This is a genomic window from Stenotrophomonas sp. 8(2023) (assembly GCF_030345295.1).
GTDB lineage: Bacteria > Pseudomonadota > Gammaproteobacteria > Xanthomonadales > Xanthomonadaceae > Stenotrophomonas > Stenotrophomonas muris.
The window spans coordinates 750,464-770,230 of record NZ_CP128404.1 but is presented as its reverse complement, the minus strand read 5'-3'; the positions used below and the strand labels follow the sequence as shown (position 1 = coordinate 770,230).

Here is a 19,767-nt window from a genome sequence, read left to right as displayed (position 1 = left end):
TCGCCGTCGACCAGGTCGGTAAGTCCGTGCAGGGCCCGGAGGGTGAAGTCCACATACTGGACAACATCACCCTGACCGTCCATGAAGGCACCAGTGTGGCCATCGTCGGCGCTTCGGGGTCCGGCAAGACCACCCTGCTCGGCCTGCTGGCCGGACTGGACCTGCCCAGCCGCGGCCACGTCGCGCTGGCGGGCCAGAACCTGGGCGACCTGGATGAAGAAGCACGGGCCCAGCTGCGCGCGCGCGCGGTCGGCTTCGTGTTCCAGAGCTTCCACCTGCTGCCGGCGCTGACTGCCGCCGAGAATGTCGCGCTGCCGTTGGAACTGGCCGGACGCGAGGACCGCGCGCGGGTGGACGAGGTGCTGGCGCAGGTCGGCCTGGCCCATCGCGCCCGCCACTACCCGCGCCAGCTGTCCGGCGGCGAGCAGCAGCGCGTGGCGCTGGCACGTGCCTTCGTCACCCGCCCGCGCATCCTGTTCGCCGACGAACCGACCGGCTCGCTGGACCACGCCACCGGCCAGCACATCAGCGACCTGCTGTTCGAACTCAACGCCGGCAGCGGCACCACCCTGGTCCTGGTCACCCACGACCTGCGCCTGGCCCAGCGTTGCCAGTACATCCACCGCATCGATGACGGCCGCCTGCTGCCGGTCGAGCGTGGGGCACAGGCATGAACGTGCTGCGCCACGCGTGGCGCGCGCTGCGCCGCGAGGCGCTGGCCGGCGACCTGCTGACCGTGTTCGCCGCGCTGGTGCTGGGCGTGGCGGTGATGACTGCGGTGGGCACGCTGGTGAACCGGGTCAACCTGGCGCTGACCGGCAGCGCGGCGGAAATGCTCGGCGGCGACCTCGGCATCGCCGGGCGCGATGATCCGCCGCAGGCATTCGCCGACGAGGCGCAACAGCGCGGCCTGGCGCATACCCGCATCGCCAGCTTCGGCAGCGTGCTGTTCAACGGCGATGCCAGCCAGATGGCCAGCATCAAGGCGGTACAGGCGGGTTATCCGCTGCGCGGCACGCTGCGCGTCCGGGCCACGCCCGGCGGTGCTTTGATCGCCGATGCCGGCATGCCGCCCAAGGGCCAGGCCTATGCCGACCCACGCCTGCTGCAGGGGTTGGGGCTGAAGGCCGGCGATGACCTCGAGTTCGGCGCCGGCACGCTGCGCATCGCCGGCATCATCGAGGCCGAGCCGGACAGCGGTGGCGACCTGCTGACACTCTCGCCCACCCTGCTGGTCAACCGCGCTGATGTGGAAGGCACCGGCCTGCTCGGCCCGGGCAGCCGTATCAACTACCGGCTGATGTTCGCCGGCGCAGCGGAGCCGATCGCGGCGCTGCGCCAGTGGCTGCTGCCGCAGGTGAAAGGCCTGCGCCTGCTGAGCGTGGACGACACCCAGCGTGGCGTGCGCCAGGCATTCGATCTGGCTGGGCGCTTCCTCGGCCTGAGCGCGCTGCTGGCGGTACTGCTGGCCGGTGTGGCCACCGCGCTGGCGGCCAACCGCTTCGCCCTGCGTCGCATCGACCAGGTGGCGATCCTGCGCTGCCTGGGCGCACGCCAGCGCGACATCCTGCTGGGCCTGGCGCTGCAGCTGCTGATGCTGGCGGTGCCAGCCTGTGCGCTCGGCATCGGCATGGGCATGGCCGCGCAGGAAGGCCTGGTGCAGGTGCTGGGCAGCCTGGTGCCGCAGCGCCTGCCGCTGCCGGAAGCGATGCCGGCGCTGACCGGTGCCGGCATCGGCCTGCTGCTGCTGTTCGGCTTCGGCCTGCCACCGCTGCTGCGCCTGCGCGGGGTGCCGCCGATGCGGGTGCTCAACCGTTCCTTCGCCGCCCTGCCGCCGGCGTCGCTGCTGGCCTATGTGGCGGCGCTGGCGGCCAGCCTGCTGCTGGCGGTGCAGGTCACCGGCGATCTGAAACTGGCGCTGTGGGTGCTGGGCGGCCTGGCCGCGTTGGCGCTGGCGGCCGGTGCGGTCGGCTTCGTGCTGCTGCAGCTGCTGCGCGGCCTGCAGCACCGCCTGCATGGCAACTGGCGGTTGGGCCTGGCCGCGCTGACCCGGCGCCGGCTGCTGGCGGTGATGCAGCTGGTGGGGCTGTCGCTGTCGCTGTGCGCGTTGTTGCTGCTGGCGGTGACCGGACCCGGCCTGCTGCAGCAGTGGCGCGAGCGCCTGCCTGCGGATACGCCGAACTACTTCCTGATCAACATCCAGCCCGAACAACGCGACGGTGTGCTGGCCGCATTGCGTGGACTGGGCGCCGGCGACGCCAGTATCGAGCCGATGGCGACCGGCCGCCTGATCGCGATCAACGGCAAGCCGCCGCTGCGCGTGGACCAGGCCGCCGCCGAGGGGAACGGCGCGAACAACGGCCCGCGCGAGGACGACGACGAGAACCGGCCGCTGAACTTCAGCTGGCGCAGCAGCTTCCCACCCGCCAATGCGCTGCTGGAGGGCCGCTTCTGGCAGGCCGGCAGCACCGCGGCGGAAGCCTCGGTGGAAACCGGCTGGGCGCGGCGCTACGGCGCGCACCTGGGTGATCGCATTACGATTTCGGTAGGCGAGCAGCAGCGCGAGTTCACCGTCACCAGCATCCGCAAGGCGGACTGGAACACATTCCGCCCGAATTTCTTCGTGCTGTTGAACCCCAATGCGGTGGGCGATACCCCGCACAACCTGCTGTCGGCCTTCCATCTGCCGTCCGGCAACGCGGCCGGGCTGGGCGAGCTGGTGCGCGCGCAGCCGAACCTGTCGCTGCTGGACGTGGACGCGGTGATCTCGCAGGTGCGCGATGTGATGGAGCGCGTGGCGCAGGCAGTGCAGCTGGTGATGGTGTTCAGCCTGCTGGCCGGCGTGCTGGTGCTGCTGGCGGCGCTGCAGGCCACCGCCGGCGAGCGCCGCTACGACAGCGCGGTGCTGCGCACGCTGGGCGCGACCCGGCGCCAGCTGCGCGGCGCGGTGCTGGTGGAGTTCGGCGCGCTGGGCACGCTGGCGGCGTTGCTGGCGGTGGGCGCGGCCGCAGCGATCGGCGTGGCGGTGTCGCAGAAGGTGTTCGAGCTGCCCTTGCTGCCGCCGTGGCCGGGCCTGCTGATCGGCGGCGTGGTCGGCATCGGCTTGAGTCTGCTGGCGGGCTGGTGGGGTACGCGGGCGATCCTGCATACGCCGCCGGCATTGGCACTGCGCGAGGCCTGAATCGGTTGCGCCTCCGGATGGCGTGCCGAGCAAGCCCGGCCCCCACCGGCAGCCGGTGAATGCGGTGCCGGGTACCCCCGGCACCTCTCTCCATCGCGGCGATCAGCCTTCCTTCGGCGCCTTTTCCACGTACTTGGCGAACACCTCGTCGATCTGCTTGTCCTTCACCTTTTTGCCGGACTGGATCGCTTCGGCCTGGGTGAACAGCGGAATGATCATCGCCATGCCATCGATCTTGGTCTTCAGGTGCACGCCCGGGGCCTGGCCGAGGAAGCCGTCCCAACGCTGGCGCACCTTGGCCCAGTAGCCGGCAGTGGCCTTCCAGTAGTCACGCGCCGGGGTGAAGTCGACCTCAGTGGTCTTCACGTAGTCGTTGAAGCCGAACTCGCGTGCGATCTCCACCTGGCTGCCGTCCGCGTTGCGCTGCACCTTGGTGTTGAACTGCTCGTGGGTCCAGCCATTGGGCGTGAGCGTGTGGCGGTTGACGACGGCCAGCGCGTTGTAGTCGCTGCGCTTGGTGTACTCACGGCGCGGCAACGGGCGCCAGCTGAGGTCGCTGGTCCAGCTCGGCACGTTGTTGGTGTAGGTCCATTTGCCGGTGCCGCAGTAGCGCGGTGCGTCGCTCACTTCGTACACGCACTGGGTCCAGGCGCCCTGGTTCACCGCTGCGGGAATGCGGCGTACCTGCCAGGTCTGGTCGGCGCTGAACTCGAATCGGTTCGGTGCTTCGTAGACCCAGTCCTGGCGCCAGTGCTTGGTGATGTGGCCGCTCTTCTCGTCCAGCAGCAGGTGCTGCAGCACGATGCGCTTCGGCGTGTCCTCGACCACGATCACCAGTTCGTTGCCGCCGCTGCGCATCGCCGGGGCGCGCTCGTAGCCGGGCTTCAGCAGCACGGTCTCGTCGAATGCGAAATCGACGGTGTACTCGCCCTGCATGGCAAGGATGCTGTCGTGGTCGCGGGCGATGCCGGAGGGCTGCGCGCTGGCCACGCCGCTGGTGGCGAGCAGCAGCAGGACGCTGGCTGTCTGGAACTTCATCGGGGTCTTCCTTCGGGGTTGCAGATGCAGTGAGAGGCCGTCCGTGGCCGACAGGCGTTCCATCGGGAAAGGGTTACAGCCGGATCAGCGGCAGGTCGCCGGGAACCCGCGGCGCCGAGCGACGTGCAGCATCGGCGCAGCAGCAATCGTCGATCGCCAGCTCGCCTTCGGCACCTTCCAGCCGCGCGATGCGACGCGCGGTGGCTGCGCCCAGCGAGGACAACGTCGACAGGCTGGCAGCCAGGGTGCGGCCGTCGTCGGCGGCATGCAGGCGCAGCGCGCACAGTCGCCAGCGCTGGCCACCGAGATGGCCGGCCAGGCGCCGCCACAGGCGTTCGCCGACACTGCCCTCGCTGTCATGCTCCGGGCCCGGCGGCAGCGCCGCGACCAGCCGGTCCCAGGCCAGGAAATCGCTGTCGGGCAACAGGTACAGCCGCCACACGCAGCGGCCGCGGGCATCAAGGAAGCACAGGCTTTCGCGCACGCCCTCGCTGTCCACGCCCTGGCAGGCATGCACGCGTACTGCCTGGCGCCAGCCACCGAGCTCGTTGCCGTCGGCGCGGTACAGGCACAACACGGTGCCGAGCGTGGCCAGCTGTGCCGGCGTCGGCCAGGCCGCGCTGCCCTGCGCGGCGATGGCGTCGTTCCTGCGTGCGGACAAGGCTCGGCTCATGAGGTCACCAGGAAACGGCAAGGCTGGCGGAGAGGGTGCGGCCCGGGCTGGTATAGCGGTCCAGCACGCGGCTGCCCGGCGACAGCGTCGAACCCACGTTGGACCAGTCGATGTAACGCTTGTCGCCCAGGTTGAACACGCCGACGTTGAAGGTGGCGCCCGGGGCGAAGTTCCAGTGCGCCATCAGGTCGGCCACGCCGTAGCCGGCCGGGCGGTACACCGTGGCGGCGGTGACGCGGTCCTTGCGCTTGACGAAGGTACCGGCCAGTTCGACGCCCCAGGTGTCGGTGTCGTACATCAGGCCGACGGTGCCACGCAGCGGGTCGACCGAATCCAGCGGGGTGTCTTCGGTCCTGTTGTCGCCGCGCGACCAGGCCACCGAGCTGCGCAGGGCCCAGCCCTGCAGCGCCGGGCTGATCTGGCCGAAGTCGACGCCGGCCTTCATTTCGGCACCATAGATGCGCGCATCCGCGATGTTGCGCGACTGGAACACCATCAGGCCCTGGGCGTTGGTGCCGACCAGCGATTGCGACTCGATGAAGTCCTTGTACTCGTTGTAGTAGCCGCTGAGGCTGACGTAGGCCGCTGGCGACAGGAAGCGCAGGCCCAGCTCCAGGCCGTCACTGGTTTCCGGCTTCAGGTCCGGATTGGGAATGGCGGTGTAACCGAAGGCGAAGTTGGTGAAGCCCAGGTTGACGTCGTTGTACGGCGGCGAGCGGAAGCCATGCGAATAGCCGGCAAACAGCGACCATTCGTCGGTGAAGCGATAGACCATGCCCAGCTTCGGCGAGACGCTGGTCTTGGTCAGCCTGGCCACCGCAACGCCGGGATTGTCTTCGGCGAAGATGCTGTCCACCTCCGGCTTCAGCTCGTAGCGGTCCACGCGCACGCCCGGCACCAGCGACAGCTTGCCGTTGGCCATGCGCATTTCGTCCTGTGCGTACAGGCCCAGCTCGGTGGTCTTGCTGATCGGGAAATCGCGCACCGGGAAGGCGTCGGGCAGGATGGTGGTGCTGGTCTGGCCATTGGCCAGCACCTGGTAACCGTCGCGCTTCTGGCGGATCTCGGTATGCGCGCCCTCGAAACCGTAGGTCAGCGCGTGTTCGACGCTGCCGGTGCTGAACGCCTTGTTGAACTGCGCCTGCAGGCCGTAGACGCGCTGGTCGAAGTTGAACGCGCGGTGGCGGCGGCTGCGGTTGGCGCGGCCCTCATCCGTGATCTGGGTGGTTTCGCTGTGCTGGGTATACAGCTGCCAATGCAGGCTGTCGGCGAAGCCCTTGTCCAGCGCATCCATTTCATGGGCGAACGACACGCGGGTGCGGTTCTGCGTATCGCGCGCCTTCATGCCGGTGGTGGTGGTGCGGTCGATCGAGGACAGCACGTTGGTATCGGTGTTGTCTTCGTTGCCTTCCACGGTCAGCCGGAAGCGCTGGGCCTCGCTCGGCGCATAGACCAGCTTGGCCAGGCCACTGCGACCATCGCGGTCCTGCGGGTTGGGCGCGGTGCGGGTATTGTCGAGGCTGCGTACATCACCCTTGTTGCCGGTTTCCTGGCCCTGGCGATGGTTGATGTTGACCATGCCGCTCCAGTGTTCGCCGCCGAACGCGCTGGTCACGCCGCCGAGCAGGCCCTTCCACTCACCGTCGTAGCCGAACTTCAGGCCGACGTAGCTGTCCTTGCCATCCTTCAGATAATCGGCCGGATCCTTGGTGACGAAGGCCACCACACCCCCGAGCGCGTCGGACCCATACAGCGAGCTGGCCGGGCCGCGCACGATCTCCACGCGCTTGAGCGTATCCAGATCGGTGAAGTTGCGGTTGGCGTTGGAGAATGAGCCGATGTTGAAGCTGGTGGGCATGGCGATGCCGTCGGTCTGCACGCGCACGCGGTTGCCGTCCAGGCCACGGATGCGGATGCTGCCAAGGCCGAAGCGCGCGGCGCTGCGGCTGACCGACAGGCCCGGCTCGTAGCGCAGCAGATCCTTGATGTCCTGCACCAGGTGCCGGTCCATCTGCTCGCGGTCGATGACGTCCACGGTGGCCGCCACATCGCTCACCGCCCGCTCGGTGCGGGTGGCGGTGACCTGCACACGGTCGAATTCGCGCGCATCGGGCGCGGCGGTGGCCGCGGCAGCAGCATGGGCGGACAGCGGCAGGGCCATCCAGACGGCAAGGCAAAGGGCGGTAGGGCGGGTCATCGGGTTCGTTCGGTCAGGCAGGGGAACCCCCGGTTACCGGCACACCCGGAGGGTGCACGCGGTAGACCGAGGGGGAGAGAGCGGGAGCGGACGGGTCGCCCACCCTGCCGGCGCGGCCGGCAGGAGGGAGGGGGGCGGGCGACCAGGCCGCGATTACTTGGTCAGGATCAGCTTGTCGTTGCTGGTGTGCCGCAGGCGATAGAAGCGGTCGCCGTGCTGGATCAGGATTTCACGACGGCCCTTGAGCAGGGCTTCGCTGTCGATGACCTCTTCCGGCGGAACGACACGGACCGGACGATCGCGGAGGGTCAGCGTTTCGGGGCGCAGCAGTACAGGTTGAGCATTCATGAGCATCTGGACTCGTGCGAGGGACGAGTCAAATGATAATGATTCTCAGTTGACAATCAACAACCATTCTCAATTTGATTGATGAGATTAATGATCGAATTCTCAAATTCGATAGATCCTGTCAATCAAATGGCGACCCAGCCGTATAGAGTCGACTCTACCGAGGCCCCCGAGGCCCGGTCGGCCCCCGGGTTCAGGCGAAGGCGGCTTCGACGTCGGCCCAGCCGGCGGCGTCGACCTGCTCCAGCACCTCCAGCGCCTGCAGGTTCTGCAGCAGCTGGCTGACCCGGCTGGCACCGAGGATCACGCTGGAGACGTTCGGGTTGCGCAGGCACCAGGCGATGGCCAGCGTGGCCGGCGCCTGCCCCAGCGCACGCGCCACCTCGCTGAAGCGGCGCACCTGGGCCAGGCGGGCCTCGGCGTCGTCACCCAGCACCAGCGCCTGCAGCCATTCCATGCCCTCGCGGCCCAGCCGCGCATCGGCCGGAATGCCCTGGTCGTACTTGCCACTCAGCAGGCCCGAGGCCAGCGGCGAGAAGATGGTGGTGCCCAGGCCGGCACCGGCATACAGCGGCGCGTACTCGACCTCGACCCGTTCGCGGTGCAGCAGGTTGTACTGCGGCTGCTCCATCGACGGGCCCTGCAGGTTGCGCGCCTCGGCGATGTCCAGCGCCTGCTGGATCTGCACTGCCGACCACTCCGAGGTCCCCCAGTAGAGGATCTTGCCTTGCCGCACCAGGGTATCCATGGCATGCACGGTCTCGGCGACCGGCGCGTCCGGATCCGGGCGATGGCAGTAATAAAGGTCCAGGTAGTCCACCCGCAGGCGCTTGAGCGCCGCATGGCAGGCGTCGGTCACATGCTTGCGCGACAGGCCGCGCTGGGTCGGCCGTGGGTCCTTGGCGCTGCCGAAGAACACCTTGCTGGAGACGCAGATGCCGTCGCGCGGCAGGCGCAGGTCGGCGATCACATCGCCCATCACCTGTTCGGCGCGGCCGTTGGCATAGCCCTCGGCGTTGTCGAAGAAGTTGACGCCGTGGTCCCAGGCGGCGGCCACCAGGTTGCGGGCCTCGTCGCGCGGGATCTGGTCACCGAAGGTCACCCAGGCGCCGAAGGACAGGGCGGAAATCGGCAGGCCGGTGGAGCCCAGGCGACGGTATTGCATGCGAATCTCCTGCTGCGGGCCCGCATCCGGGCCGGGATCGAGCCCCATTCTACCTGCCGCCGCCGGCCGCAAGCCCTTGCCGTTGCTGGCCTGATCGGTACCGATAGATGCGCGCACGCTGCTTTTTCTTGCCCCGGCCCCTGCCCTGCACTAGGCTTCCCGTTTTTCGCGACGCCCCAGGGGAGTCACTCACATGGTCGAAGGTTTGGGCAGGATCGGCTTCGGCCTGTTCGGGTTGGCGGTGCTGATCGGCATCACCTGGTTGTTTTCCAACAACAAGCGTGCGGTTGACTGGAAGCTGGTTGCCACCGGTATCACCCTGCAGATCGCGTTCGCGGCGCTGGTGATCCTGGTGCCGGGCGGCCGCGACGTGTTCGATGCGCTGGGCAAGGGCTTCGTCAAGGTTCTCAGCTTCGTCAATGAAGGCTCGGGCTTCATCTTCGGCTCGTTGATGGACACCAAGAACTACGGCTTCATCTTCGCCTTCCAGGTGCTGCCGACCATCATCTTCTTCTCGGCGCTGATGGGGGTGATGTACCACCTCAACGTCATGCAGGCGATCGTGCGCGTGATGGCGTGGTCGATCACCAAGGTGATGCGCGTGTCCGGCGCGGAAACCACCAGCGTCTGCGCCAGCGTCTTCATCGGCCAGACCGAGGCGCCACTGACCGTGCGCCCGTACATCGCCAGGATGACCCAGTCCGAGCTGCTGACCATGATGATCGGCGGCATGGCCCACATCGCCGGCGGCGTGCTGGCGGCCTATGTGGGCATGCTCGGCGGTGGCGACCCGGCGCAGCAGGCCTTCTACGCCAAGCACCTGCTGGCAGCGAGCATCATGGCCGCACCGGCCACCCTGGTCGTGGCCAAGCTGCTGATTCCGGAAACCGGCACCCCGCTGACCCGCGGCACGGTGAAGATGGAAGTCGAAAAGACCTCCAGCAACATCATCGACGCGGCCGCTGCCGGTGCCGGTGACGGCCTGAAGCTGGCGCTGAACATCGGCGCGATGCTGCTGGCCTTCATCGCCCTGATCGCGCTGCTGAACGCCCCGTTGACCTGGATCGGCGAGGTGACCGGCCTGGCCGCTGCCATCGGCAAGCCGACCAACCTGTCGACCATCTTCGGTTACGTGCTGGCCCCGATCGCCTGGGTGATCGGTACCCCGTGGGCTGATGCCACCACCGTCGGTTCGCTGATCGGCCAGAAGGTCGTGATCAACGAATTCGTCGCCTACACCGAACTGTCGCAGATCGTGAACGGCCAGGTGGCCGGCGTGAGCCTGTCCGAGGAAGGTCGCCTGATCGCCACCTACGCGCTGTGCGGCTTTGCCAACTTCAGCTCGATCGCGATCCAGATCGGCGGCATCGGCGGCCTGGCCCCGGAACGTCGCCACGACCTGGCCAAGTTCGGCCTGCGCGCGGTGTTGGGCGGTACCATTGCCACCTTCATGACGGCGACCATCGCCGGCGTGCTGACGCACTTCAGTTGAACCCTTGGTTGAGAAAAGATTCCCTATGAGCAGCAGTGTCGTTGTCGTCGGTTCCTTCAATGTCGATCACGTGTGGCGGTGTGAGTCGCTGCCGGCACCGGGTGCGACCATTGCCGGCCGCTACAGCACCGGCCCCGGGGGCAAGGGCTTCAACCAGGCGGTGGCGGCCTGCCGCGCCGGTGCCGACACGCACTTCGTGTGCGCGTTGGGCGATGACGCCGGTGGCGCCACCGCGCGTGAACTGGCTGCGCAGGATGGCTTCGCGCTGATCGCCGAGGCCAGCAGCGAACCGACCGGCACCGCGGGCATCTACGTGGACGCGCGTGGCCGCAACACCATCGTGATCGGCCCGGGTGCCAACGCCGCGCTGGGCACCGATTTCCTGCAACAGCAGCAGGCCCTGCTGACCCGCGCCAAGGTGGTGCTGGTGCAGCTGGAATCGCCGGTGCAGACCATCGAAGCGGCGCTGGCCACGGCCCGCGAGGCCGGTGTCACCACCGTGCTCAATACCGCACCGGCCGATGCGCCCTCGACCATCGGCCTGCTCAAGCTGGCCGATGTGATCACCCCGAACGAAACCGAGTTCGCTGCCCTGCTCGGCCGCCATGTCGGTGAGCGCGTGGATGCCAACGACGTCGCCGCGCTGGATGGCGCCAGCCTGCACGCGCTGTGCCGCAAGCTGGTCGGCAACGGCACCGTGGTGGTGACCCTGGGTTCGGTGGGCGTGTTCGTGTCGCATGCCGACGAGAACCTGCGCGGCGATACCCAGCCGTACTACCGCGTGGGTGCCGAACAGGTGCAGGCGATCGACACCACCGGTGCCGGTGACGCCTTCAACGGTGCGCTGGCCGCGTCGCTGGCGCAGGTGGCCGACGCCCCGTTCGCCCGCCACGTGCGCTTCGCCAACCAGTTCGCCGGCCGTTCGACCGAGAAGGAAGGCGCCGCTGCGGCGATGCCGCGCTTCACCCCGGCCGACGCTGAAGCCAGGTAATTCAACGCCACGCGTGGATGACAAGGCCCGGGTGTGCAGACACCCGGGCCATTCTTTTGCCCATTGCCCAGCCCCTGCGACCGCCTGTCGCATTGCCCACATCCTGCCCCTCGCCCACCATCCGCGCAGCTTCCTCGCACGGGCAGGACATGGACGGATTCCCCTGGCTGCTGGTCGCGGCCGCCGGCAGTGCCGTGGCGGCGCTGCTGCATATCGGCTGCATCGCCTTCGGCGCCGCGTGGTACAGGTACTTCGGTGCCGGCCAGCGCGTGGTCCGGCTGGCGCATGCGGGGCACTGGTGGCCACCGCTGATGACCGCGGTCATCACTGCCGTGCTGGTGGCCTGGACCCTGTACGCACTGGCCGCCGCGGGCTGGCATTCGCCGCTGCCGGCCAGCCGCCTGGTCCTGCCCGGCATCGCCGCGCTGCTGTTGCTGCGTGCCGCGATGGGCTTCGGCCTGGCGCTGTTCCGGCCGGGGTACAACGGCACGCGCTTCTGGGCGGTCAGCTCGCTGGTCTGCCTGGGCCTGGGGCTGGTCTTCGCTCTGGGTACCCGCCAGGCCTGGCAGAGCCTGGGGTAGCCGCCCACCATCGCCCGCCCGTGGGGGCGGCGGAAGCAACCGTCAAGCATCTGCTGATGCCGGTACGGCATGAGGTCGGTGCCGATCGGCCTGAACCGGACCGCGCGCGGCACGGCCGCACCGCCGCCCGCACCCTACAATGGGCGCATGCAGATCGGCCCGTACACCATTGCCCCCAACGTCGTGCTGGCACCCATGGCCGGCGTCACCGACAAGCCCTTCCGCCTGCTGTGCAAACGGCTGGGTGCGGGACTGGCCGCCTCGGAAATGACCATCAGCGACCCGCGCTTCTGGAACACGCGAAAGTCGATCCACCGCATGGACCATGACGGCGAGCCAGCCCCGATCAGCGTGCAGATCGCCGGCACCGAGCCGCAGCAGCTGGCCGAGGCCGCGCGCTACAACGTCGACCACGGCGCGCAGATCATCGACATCAACATGGGCTGCCCGGCCAAGAAGGTGTGCAACGCCTGGGCGGGCTCGGCGCTGATGCGCGACGAGCAGCTGGTGGCGCGCATCCTCGAAGCCGTGGTCAACGCAGTGGACGTGCCGGTCACGCTGAAGATCCGCACCGGTTGGGACTGCGACCATCGCAATGGCCCGGTGATCGCCCGCATCGCCGAGGCCAGCGGCATCGCCGCGCTGGCCGTGCATGGCCGCACCCGCGACCAGCATTACACCGGCCAGGCCGAGTACGCCACCATCGGCGAGATCAAGGCTGCGCTGCGCATCCCGGTGATCGCCAACGGTGACATCGATTCACCGCAGAAGGCCGCCCACGTGCTGCAGCAGACCGGGGTGGATGCAGTGATGATCGGCCGCTCCGCGCAGGGCCGGCCGTGGATCTTCCGCGAAGTGGCGCACTACCTGGACACCGGCGAGGAACTGCCGCCGCCATCGCTGGCGGAAGTGCGCGACATCCTGCTCGGCCACCTGCACGCGCTGCATGCCTTCTATGGTGAACCGCAGGGCGTGCGCATCGCGCGCAAGCACCTGGGCTGGTACGCCAAGGATCGTCCGGAGAACGCCGCGTTCCGCGCGGTGGTCAACCGTGCCGAAGACCCGCAGGGCCAGATCGCGCTGACCACCGAGTACTTCGACCGCCTGATCGCCGGGGAACCGGCGCTGTCTTCGGCCGCCTGACCGCCCCCGCCGCGTCGCAACGTCGAGCCTGCTCGACCGAATTGAACTCCGAGAGCCCGCCTCCATGACCCCGCCGATCTCCTCTCCGACCTACCTGCACGGATTTTCCGGCACCGAACAGCAGCGCCTGATGACCCAGGCCCGGCTGCTGGAATCGAGCATCTTCGGCCAGATCGACTACAGCGGCGCGCGGCGCCTGCTGGAAGTCGGCAGTGGCGTCGGTGCGCAGACCGAGATCCTGCTGCGCCGCTTCCCCGAGCTGCACGTGACCGGCGTGGACCTGAGCGAAACGCAGCTGGCCACCGCGCGCGAGAACCTGGCGCGCACGCCGTGGTGCAGCGACCGATACACCCTGCAGCAGGCCGACGCCGGCGAGCTGCCGTTCGAGGCACGCAGCTTCGACTCGGCGTTCCTGTGCTGGGTGCTGGAACACGTGCCTTCACCGGCGCGTGTGCTGAACGAAGTGCGCCGCGTGCTGGCACCGGGTTCGCCGGTCTACATCACCGAAGTGATGAATGCCTCGTTCCTGCTCGACCCGTACTCGCCGCACATCTGGCGCTACTGGATGGCCTTCAACGACTTCCAGTACGACCATGGCGGTGACCCGTTCGTCGGTGCAAAGCTGGGCAACCTGCTGCTGGCCGGCGGCTTCCGCGACGTGCACACCGAGATCAAGACCATCCACCTGGACAACCGCGAACCGGCGCGTCGCAAGACGATGATCGCGTTCTGGGAACAGCTCCTGCTGTCGGCCGCCGACCAGCTGCTGCAGGCCGGCTCGGTGGACGAGGAAACCGTGGAAGGCATGCGCCGCGAGTTCCGCCTGGTGCAGAACGACCCGAACGCGGTGTTCTTCTACTCGTTCGTCCAGGGCCGCGCCACGGTGTATTGATCCGGTGTTCTGCTGCCGATCGGGGCCGTAGAGCCACGCCATGCGTGGATCCAGTGATCAATGCACGGCGGTGTGGTCGGCCGCGCCCGGCGCCGCCGCCGGCTCCTGCCAGATCCGCTGCCACATCGCCGCCAGGCGGCGACCGGCGTCGGCACGCGCGGCGGGACTGCTGTAGTCCACCCGCACCTGCTCGGGAACGATCGCCCGCCACTGCCCGTCGGCCTGCCCGGCCACGACGAAGTTGAAGGTGTAGTCCGGCTCCAGCCCCATGCGCAGGTCACTCAGCACCAACCGGCCGTCAACCACCTGCGCACGCATGAAACCGCGGTTGAACCACGTCAGCTGCTGCACCGCCGGGATGGCCTGCGCTTCGCGCAAGGCCTGTACGTTGGACGCATGGCCTTCGAACCGCATCGGCCGGTGGTCGGCCACCAGCGAGCGGTCACCCACCACGTAGCCATTGGGCGTCATCGCCACCACCCGCCACAGCAGGGTGTTGAACGGCATCGGTACCGAGAAGCGCGGCGCATCGCCCAGGCCCATCGCGGCCAGGCTCTGCTGTGCGGCACGGTCGACCTGTGACTTGGCGATCAGGCCCCAGCCCAGGTAGCCACTGCTGAGCAGCAGGGCCACGCCCAGCACCTTGCCCGCCCAGGGCCGGGCGCGGCCGAACCAGGCCAGCACGCAGCCCAGCAGAAGCCACACCGTATACCCCGGGTCGATGATGAAGACACTGGATCCCATGGTCGGATGCGGGCGCAGCGGCCACCACAACTGGGTGCCATACACGGTGAACGCATCCAGCACCGGATGGGTGACCAGCGCCAGCTGGATCGCCCAGAACCAGCGCAGCGGTGACTGCGCGACGCGGCCATTGCCGAAGCGCTTGAACAGCCACCAGATCAATGCCGCCACCCATGGCAGTACCAGCAGCGAATGACTGAAACTGCGGTGCTCGATCATGTTCGCCACCGGATCGGCTGCGGTGAAACCGAGCCACAGCGCGTCGAGGTCCGGCAGGGTGCCAAGCGCGGCACCAGCGAGCAGGGCCGCGCGGCGATGTCCGGGCGGGGCGATGGCAGCGGCGACGGCGCCACCGAGCACGATCTGGGTCAGGGAGTCCATGGGCCGATGCTAGCGGCTTGCGGGCGGTGCATGTAGAGCCGAGCCCATGCTCGGCTGCGCTTCGTTCGGCGCCACGTCAGCCGAGCATGGGCTCGGCTCTGCAGTAGGACAGACGCGGGTTACGCCGCCTGCGACAACCGCGCGCCTGGCAGTTCCACCAGGGTCTGGCCGTTGTGGTCGAGCAGGCGCAGCGCACCATCATGGTCCTCGGCCAGTGCGGTCAGGCTCTCCACCCAGTCGCCGTCGTTGGCGTAGACCAGGCCATCGCGTTCGACCAGCGCCGCGCGGTGGATGTGGCCGCAGACGATGCCATCCAGGCCGCGCCGGCGCACGTCGTCCAGCCCGGCCTGCACGAAGCGCTCGATGTAGCGTTCGGCGGCCCCGCTGCGCTTCTTCAGGAACTCCGACAGCGACCAGTAGCGCATGCCAAGCCGGCGCCGTACCGCGTTCAGCGCCTGGTTGCCGGTCAGGATGCGGTAGTACAGCCAGTCGCCGAACTTTTCCTGCAGGCCACCGAAATGGGTCACGCCGTCGTAGTCGTCGCCATGCGCGACCAGCAGCCGGCGGCCATCGGCGGTCACGTGGATGGCACGGCGGCGCACCTGCATGGCCGGCAACATCAGCCCGCACACCTGGCGCAGCGAGGCATCGTGGTTGCCGGGAATGTAGATGATCTCGGTCCCTGCACGGCGCAGCGCGTGCAGGGCCTGGATGACTTCGCTGTGCGACTGCCGCCAGTTGGCGCGGCGATGCGCCATCCACCACAGGTCGATGATGTCGCCGACCAGGTACAACCGCTCGCAGCGCAGCTGCGAGAGGAACCGCGCCAGTTCGGTGGCGTGGCAATGACGTGAGCCCAGGTGCACGTCGGAGACGAACACTGCGCGCCGGTGCGGCGACAGGTTCGCCAGCGTGCTCATGCCAGCGCACCCGCGTCGCGCAGATAGCGTTTGCGCTTGTTCGGCCGGATCGCGCACAGGTCCACTTCGATCAGGCCGTCGATCGAATCGCTGAAGTCCGGGTCCACACCGAAGGCGAGGAAGCGCGCGCCGCCGGGTTCGCACAGATCGGTGTACTGGCGGTACAGCGTCGGCACGCCGGTACCCAGTGCGGCCAGGTTGGCCCTGAGCACATCGAACGCGGCACCCGCATCCAGCTCGCCGAAACTTGGCGGTGCGGCGAAGTACTGGAAGGGGCGGTTCGATTCGGCCAGCCCGGCGGTTCCGCCGTAGTAGCGCTGGTAGTAGGCCACCAGCTGCTCGCGCGCATCGCGCGGCAGCGCTGCGCTGATCGAGACCGCGCCGAACAGGTAGCGGATGCCCGGCCGGCACTGCAGGTAGGCGCCGATGCCCTGCCACAGGTAGTCCAGGCTGCGGCTGCCCCAGTAATCGGGCACCACGAAGCTGCGGCCCAGCTCCAGGCCCTCGGCAATGTGGGTGATGGCATCGTCGGAATAGCGGAACAGCGACGCGCTGTAGAGCCCGGACAGGCCGTGCCGGGCCAGGGCCTGGGCGCCGCGCATGATGCGGTAGGCACCGGCAATGCGCTGCGCCGCCGGGTCCCAGATCACGATGTGCTCGTACTGTGGATCGTAGTCGTCCAGGTCGCGGCTGCGCCCGGTGCCCTCGCCCACCTGGCGGAAGGTCAGCTCGCGCAGGCGGCCCAGTTCCAGCAGCAGCGGTGAATCGGCGGTACAGGTCGCCAACAGGATCTGCTTGCCATCGGCGGTCTGGCCCAGCTGGGTGGCCGCGGCAATGCCGGCGGCGACCTGCGAAGGCGGCACCGGAGACGCCAATGGCTCGGGGCCTGCGCACGCAGCGGCATTGCCGGCCGCGCCGTTGCGGCCCAGCGCGTACAGCGCGCGGCGCACCGCCAGCAGCTGTGCGCCCGGGTCACCGCCCTTGCCCAGCTGCATCGGCTCGCCGATGCTCAGCCGCAGCGGGCGGCCACGACGGGCGAACATTTCGCGCGCCAGCAGCGCGGTGCCGGCCGGCTTGAACAGGGTCGAGGCGCCGTAGAACAGCGCCGAGTTGCGCGCTTCCACCCGCACCGGCAGCACCGGCGCAGCGGCCGCGCGGGCAAAGCGGACGAACCCGCGCTGCCAACGGCCATCGCGGATGCCGCGCAGCGACAGGCGCGAGACCTCGCCGGCCGGGAACACGATCACGCACTGCTCGGCGGCCAATGCTTCCTCCACCGCATGCAGGCTGCCGCGCCGGGCCTTGCCACCGAGGATGCGCACCGGCAGCAGCAGGTCCTGCAGCGGCGCGATCGCCCCCAGCAGATCGTTGGCCACGATCCGCACGTCGCGGCGGATACGGCCAACCGCGTCCAGCAGTGCGAGGGCATCCAGTGCCCCGGAGGGGTGGTTGGCGACGATCAGCAGGCGGCCGGTGGCCGGGATCCTAGCCAGCGCGGCCGGATCCACCTGGTACTGGCCGCCGATGAATTCCAGGCCGGCGGCGACGAAACCGAAGCCGCGCAGTCCTGAGCTGCGCTGCAGGAAGGCTTCGATCTGGTCCAGGCGCGACCAGCGCCCGACGCTGCGCAGCAGCGGCCGCGCCAGTTGGCCGCGACGGCCATGGAACCAATCGGGGAAACGTTGCTGGAGACGCTGTTCGAGTTCCTGCATGGCGGATCCACTGATGCCCGGCGGCCGGATTGGCCGACAGCCTGCGCCCGGCAGGCGGCAGCCAGATGGCGGTTTCGGGGCAGAACGATGACGGCCGGCCCGCCTTCGCGGCGAGGTCGCTGCCTGCGCGGTCGGGGCCGGCAGCCGTCCCGTCTGTTGTCACGCTGGTGGAACACTGGGCCTCAAGGCTGGGCCCCAATCCCCAAGGGACGGCCCCTCCAGGCCTACGCGGGCTTAACCACCGGCAACCGGCACAGGTTCACAATGCACAGGCGGCGCACCCCGTGTATCATGCGCGCCCATCTTTCCATCCGAATCAAGGGATATTACGCCTGATGTCCAGCTATCTCTTCACCTCCGAGTCGGTCTCCGAAGGCCATCCGGACAAGGTTGCCGACCAGATCTCCGATGCGGTGCTGGACGCGATCCTGACCCAGGACCAGCGCGCCCGCGTGGCCTGCGAGACCATGGTCAAGACCGGCGTTGCCATCGTGGCCGGTGAAATCACCACCAGCGCCTGGATCGACCTGGAAGCGCTGACCCGCAAGGTCATCACGGACATCGGCTACGACAGCTCCGACGTCGGTTTCGACGGCGCCACCTGCGGCGTGCTGAACCTGATCGGCAAGCAGTCGCCGCACATCGCCCAGGGCGTGGATCGCAAGAAGCCGGAAGAAATGGGCGCTGGCGACCAGGGCCTGATGTTCGGCTATGCCACCAACGAGACCGACAGCTACATGCCGGCCGCGATCCACCTGTCGCACCGCCTGGTCGAGCAGCAGGCCAAGATCCGCAAGAAGAAGAACTCGCCGCTGTCGTGGCTGCGTCCGGACGCCAAGAGCCAGGTCACCCTGCGCTATGAAAACGGCGTGGTCTCGGCCATCGACGCCGTGGTCCTGTCGACCCAGCACGCCCCCGGCATCAAGCAGAAGGACCTCATCGAGGCCGTCCGCGAAGAGATCATCAAGCCGGTGCTGCCGGCCAAGTGGCTGCACAAGGGCACCAAGTTCCACATCAACCCGACCGGCAAGTTCGAGATCGGTGGCCCGGTGGGCGACTGCGGCCTGACCGGCCGCAAGATCATCGTCGACACCTACGGCGGCTGGGCCCGTCACGGTGGTGGTGCCTTCTCCGGCAAGGACCCGTCCAAGGTCGACCGTTCGGCAGCCTACGCGGCCCGCTACGTCGCCAAGAACGTGGTGGCCGCCGGCCTGGCCGACCGTTGCGAAGTGCAGGTCTCCTACGCCATCGGCGTGGCTGAGCCGACCTCGATCTCGGTCACCACCTTCGGCACCGGCAAGATCAGCGACGACAAGATCGAGAAGCTGATCCGCAAGCACTTCGACCTGCGCCCGTACGGCATCATCAAGATGCTGGACCTGGTGCACCCGATGTACCAGCAGACCGCGGCCTACGGCCACTTCGGCCGCAAGCCGAAGGAGTTCAGCTACCTCAACGGCGAAGGCGAGACCGTCAACGCCACGGCCTTCTCCTGGGAGAAGACCGACCGCGCCGCCGCCCTGCGCGCCGATGCGAAGCTGAAGTAAGAAACACGAAGGGCCGCTCACGCGGCCCTTCTGCTTTCTGTAGAGCCGAGCCCATGCTCGGCTTTCTTTTTCCTGCGACAAGAGCAGCCGAGCATGGGCTCGGCTCTACAAGAGCTACGCCACGCCGATACAATCGCCGCATGTCGACCGAACTGAAAACCCACCAGCTGTCCATGACCGTGCTGATGTCGCCGGAGATGGCCAACTTCTCCGGCAAGGTCCACGGCGGCGCCATCCTGCGCCTGCTCGACCAGGTTGCCTACGCCTGCGCCAGCCGTTACGCCGGCAGCTACGTGGTCACCCTGTCGGTGGACCAGGTGATGTTCCGCCAGCCGATCGCGGTGGGCGAGCTGGTCACCTTCCTGGCCTCGGTGAACCATACCGGCACCTCGTCGATGGAGATCGGCATCAAGGTGGTGGCCGAGGACATCCTCAAGCGCAGCGTGCGCCACGCCAACAGCTGCTTCTTCACCATGGTGGCCGTGGATGAGGAAGGCCGGCCGACGCCCGTCCCGCCCCTGCAGCCGGCGACGTCCGACGAGAAGCGCCGCCAGGCCGCCGCGCAGATCCGCCGCCAGCTGCGCCAGGAAATGGAACAGCGCCATCTGGAACTGCTGGCATCGAATCCGCCGTCACCGGAGGAATGAGGTCGTGCCGGCCGCTGGCCGGCAACCTCGCGTGTGCTGCCGGACATCATGAGGTTGCCGGCCAGCGGCCGGCACTACCATTGCGAATTCGCCGGGCCATGCCCGGCGGATGCGG

17 protein-coding genes are annotated in these 19,767 nt (G+C 68.4%); 9 read left to right on the top strand and 8 right to left on the bottom strand.

Going from position 1 to position 19,767, the window contains the following annotated elements; genetic code table 11:
* The first annotated feature begins 26 nt into the window (after window positions 1-26).
* Together QP609_RS03435 and QP609_RS03430 are read left to right on the top strand one after the other, a co-directional pair.
* Entirely contained in the window at window positions 27-674 is a 648-nt protein-coding gene (locus QP609_RS03435) for an ATP-binding cassette domain-containing protein (RefSeq protein ID WP_075076551.1), read from the top strand.
* Window positions 671-3,181: an FtsX-like permease family protein gene (locus tag QP609_RS03430; protein WP_197621373.1), complete on the top strand. Its 2,511-nt coding sequence runs from the start codon at window positions 671-673 to the stop codon at window positions 3,179-3,181. The genes QP609_RS03435 and QP609_RS03430 overlap by 4 nt, the downstream gene beginning before the upstream one ends.
* Before the next feature lie 102 nt (window positions 3,182-3,283).
* Here the strand turns inward: QP609_RS03430 and QP609_RS03425 are convergent, their stop codons facing one another.
* The 5 genes from QP609_RS03425 to QP609_RS03405 all read right to left on the bottom strand — a co-directional run bounded on the left by QP609_RS03425 (window position 3,284) and on the right by QP609_RS03405 (window position 8,602).
* Window positions 3,284-4,219 carry a DUF6607 family protein gene (locus tag QP609_RS03425; protein ID WP_197621374.1) on the bottom strand — a complete coding sequence of 312 codons (936 nt, stop codon included), beginning with the start codon at window positions 4,217-4,219 and terminating at the stop codon, window positions 3,284-3,286.
* A gap of 73 nt (window positions 4,220-4,292) precedes the next feature.
* Window positions 4,293-4,892 carry a hemin transporter gene (locus QP609_RS03420; RefSeq protein WP_032956720.1) on the bottom strand — a complete coding sequence of 200 codons (600 nt, stop codon included), beginning with the start codon at window positions 4,890-4,892 and terminating at the stop codon, window positions 4,293-4,295.
* 4 nt (window positions 4,893-4,896) lie between these two features.
* On the bottom strand, window positions 4,897-7,053 hold the full coding sequence (locus QP609_RS03415) for a TonB-dependent hemoglobin/transferrin/lactoferrin family receptor (protein WP_197621378.1): 2,157 nt from the start codon (window positions 7,051-7,053) through the stop codon (window positions 4,897-4,899).
* A gap of 189 nt (window positions 7,054-7,242) precedes the next feature.
* Entirely contained in the window at window positions 7,243-7,437 is a 195-nt protein-coding gene (locus QP609_RS03410; protein WP_005412278.1) for a hemin uptake protein HemP, read from the bottom strand.
* Between the two features lie 193 nt (window positions 7,438-7,630).
* Complete coding sequence (locus QP609_RS03405) at window positions 7,631-8,602, bottom strand: aldo/keto reductase (RefSeq protein WP_014645969.1); 972 nt, start codon at window positions 8,600-8,602, stop codon at window positions 7,631-7,633.
* A gap of 193 nt (window positions 8,603-8,795) precedes the next feature.
* Here QP609_RS03405 and QP609_RS03400 point away from each other — a divergent pair, with 193 nt between their 5' ends.
* From QP609_RS03400 to QP609_RS03380, 5 genes are all read left to right on the top strand, one after another.
* Complete coding sequence (locus QP609_RS03400; protein WP_014645968.1) at window positions 8,796-10,094, top strand: nucleoside transporter C-terminal domain-containing protein; 1,299 nt, start codon at window positions 8,796-8,798, stop codon at window positions 10,092-10,094.
* 25 nt (window positions 10,095-10,119) lie between these two features.
* Window positions 10,120-11,085, top strand: a complete 966-nt coding sequence (locus QP609_RS03395; protein ID WP_014645967.1) for a ribokinase — start codon at window positions 10,120-10,122, stop codon at window positions 11,083-11,085.
* 149 nt (window positions 11,086-11,234) lie between these two features.
* Entirely contained in the window at window positions 11,235-11,666 is a 432-nt protein-coding gene (locus QP609_RS03390; protein ID WP_197621375.1) for a hypothetical protein, read from the top strand.
* Between the two features lie 147 nt (window positions 11,667-11,813).
* The gene (dusB, locus tag QP609_RS03385; protein WP_197621376.1) at window positions 11,814-12,809 is read left to right on the top strand and encodes a tRNA dihydrouridine synthase DusB; all 996 of its coding nucleotides are present in this window, start codon (window positions 11,814-11,816) and stop codon (window positions 12,807-12,809) included.
* 64 nt (window positions 12,810-12,873) lie between these two features.
* Entirely contained in the window at window positions 12,874-13,701 is an 828-nt protein-coding gene (locus QP609_RS03380) for a class I SAM-dependent methyltransferase (protein ID WP_197621377.1), read from the top strand.
* Window positions 13,702-13,758: 57 nt separating this feature from the next.
* Here QP609_RS03380 and QP609_RS03375 read toward each other — a convergent pair whose 3' ends face one another.
* The 3 genes from QP609_RS03375 to QP609_RS03365 form a co-directional block, all read right to left on the bottom strand.
* On the bottom strand, window positions 13,759-14,826 hold the full coding sequence (locus QP609_RS03375) for a metal-dependent hydrolase (RefSeq protein ID WP_046428852.1): 1,068 nt from the start codon (window positions 14,824-14,826) through the stop codon (window positions 13,759-13,761).
* 119 nt (window positions 14,827-14,945) lie between these two features.
* Window positions 14,946-15,746 (bottom strand): UDP-2,3-diacylglucosamine diphosphatase, encoded by an 801-nt coding sequence (locus QP609_RS03370; protein WP_005412268.1) that lies wholly within the window; start codon window positions 15,744-15,746, stop codon window positions 14,946-14,948.
* Window positions 15,743-17,458, bottom strand: a complete 1,716-nt coding sequence (locus QP609_RS03365; RefSeq protein WP_197621858.1) for a lysophospholipid acyltransferase family protein — start codon at window positions 17,456-17,458, stop codon at window positions 15,743-15,745. Before QP609_RS03365 ends, QP609_RS03370 begins: the two co-directional genes overlap by 4 nt.
* A 335-nt stretch (window positions 17,459-17,793) precedes the next feature.
* On the opposite strand from QP609_RS03365, the gene metK reads away from it, so the two are divergent.
* Window positions 17,794-19,005, top strand: coding sequence for a methionine adenosyltransferase (gene metK / locus QP609_RS03360; RefSeq protein ID WP_010481882.1), 1,212 nt, complete (start codon window positions 17,794-17,796; stop codon window positions 19,003-19,005).
* Between the two features lie 140 nt (window positions 19,006-19,145).
* A complete protein-coding gene (locus QP609_RS03355; protein WP_010481883.1) occupies window positions 19,146-19,652 on the top strand; it encodes an acyl-CoA thioesterase in 507 nt (168 codons plus the stop codon).
* Window positions 19,653-19,767: the final 115 nt, after the last annotated feature.

Excerpts from the sequence above, each read along its gene's own strand:
- QP609_RS03410 (WP_005412278.1), bottom strand. The coding sequence starts at position 7,437 with ATGAATGCTCAACCTGTACTGCTGCGCCCCGAAACGCTGACCCTCCGC.
- QP609_RS03355 (WP_010481883.1), top strand. The coding sequence starts at position 19,146 with ATGTCGACCGAACTGAAAACCCACCAGCTGTCCATGACCGTGCTGATG.
- QP609_RS03415 (WP_197621378.1), bottom strand. The coding sequence starts at position 7,053 with ATGGCCCTGCCGCTGTCCGCCCATGCTGCTGCCGCGGCCACCGCCGCG.
- QP609_RS03365 (WP_197621858.1), bottom strand. The coding sequence starts at position 17,458 with ATGCAGGAACTCGAACAGCGTCTCCAGCAACGTTTCCCCGATTGGTTC.
- QP609_RS03420 (WP_032956720.1), bottom strand. The coding sequence starts at position 4,892 with ATGAGCCGAGCCTTGTCCGCACGCAGGAACGACGCCATCGCCGCGCAG.
- QP609_RS03370 (WP_005412268.1), bottom strand. The coding sequence starts at position 15,746 with ATGAGCACGCTGGCGAACCTGTCGCCGCACCGGCGCGCAGTGTTCGTC.
- QP609_RS03390 (WP_197621375.1), top strand. The coding sequence starts at position 11,235 with ATGGACGGATTCCCCTGGCTGCTGGTCGCGGCCGCCGGCAGTGCCGTG.
- QP609_RS03380 (WP_197621377.1), top strand. The coding sequence starts at position 12,874 with ATGACCCCGCCGATCTCCTCTCCGACCTACCTGCACGGATTTTCCGGC.
- dusB (WP_197621376.1), top strand. The coding sequence starts at position 11,814 with ATGCAGATCGGCCCGTACACCATTGCCCCCAACGTCGTGCTGGCACCC.
- QP609_RS03400 (WP_014645968.1), top strand. The coding sequence starts at position 8,796 with ATGGTCGAAGGTTTGGGCAGGATCGGCTTCGGCCTGTTCGGGTTGGCG.
- metK (WP_010481882.1), top strand. The coding sequence starts at position 17,794 with ATGTCCAGCTATCTCTTCACCTCCGAGTCGGTCTCCGAAGGCCATCCG.
- QP609_RS03395 (WP_014645967.1), top strand. The coding sequence starts at position 10,120 with ATGAGCAGCAGTGTCGTTGTCGTCGGTTCCTTCAATGTCGATCACGTG.
- QP609_RS03425 (WP_197621374.1), bottom strand. The coding sequence starts at position 4,219 with ATGAAGTTCCAGACAGCCAGCGTCCTGCTGCTGCTCGCCACCAGCGGC.
- QP609_RS03430 (WP_197621373.1), top strand. The coding sequence starts at position 671 with ATGAACGTGCTGCGCCACGCGTGGCGCGCGCTGCGCCGCGAGGCGCTG.
- QP609_RS03405 (WP_014645969.1), bottom strand. The coding sequence starts at position 8,602 with ATGCAATACCGTCGCCTGGGCTCCACCGGCCTGCCGATTTCCGCCCTG.
- QP609_RS03375 (WP_046428852.1), bottom strand. The coding sequence starts at position 14,826 with ATGGACTCCCTGACCCAGATCGTGCTCGGTGGCGCCGTCGCCGCTGCC.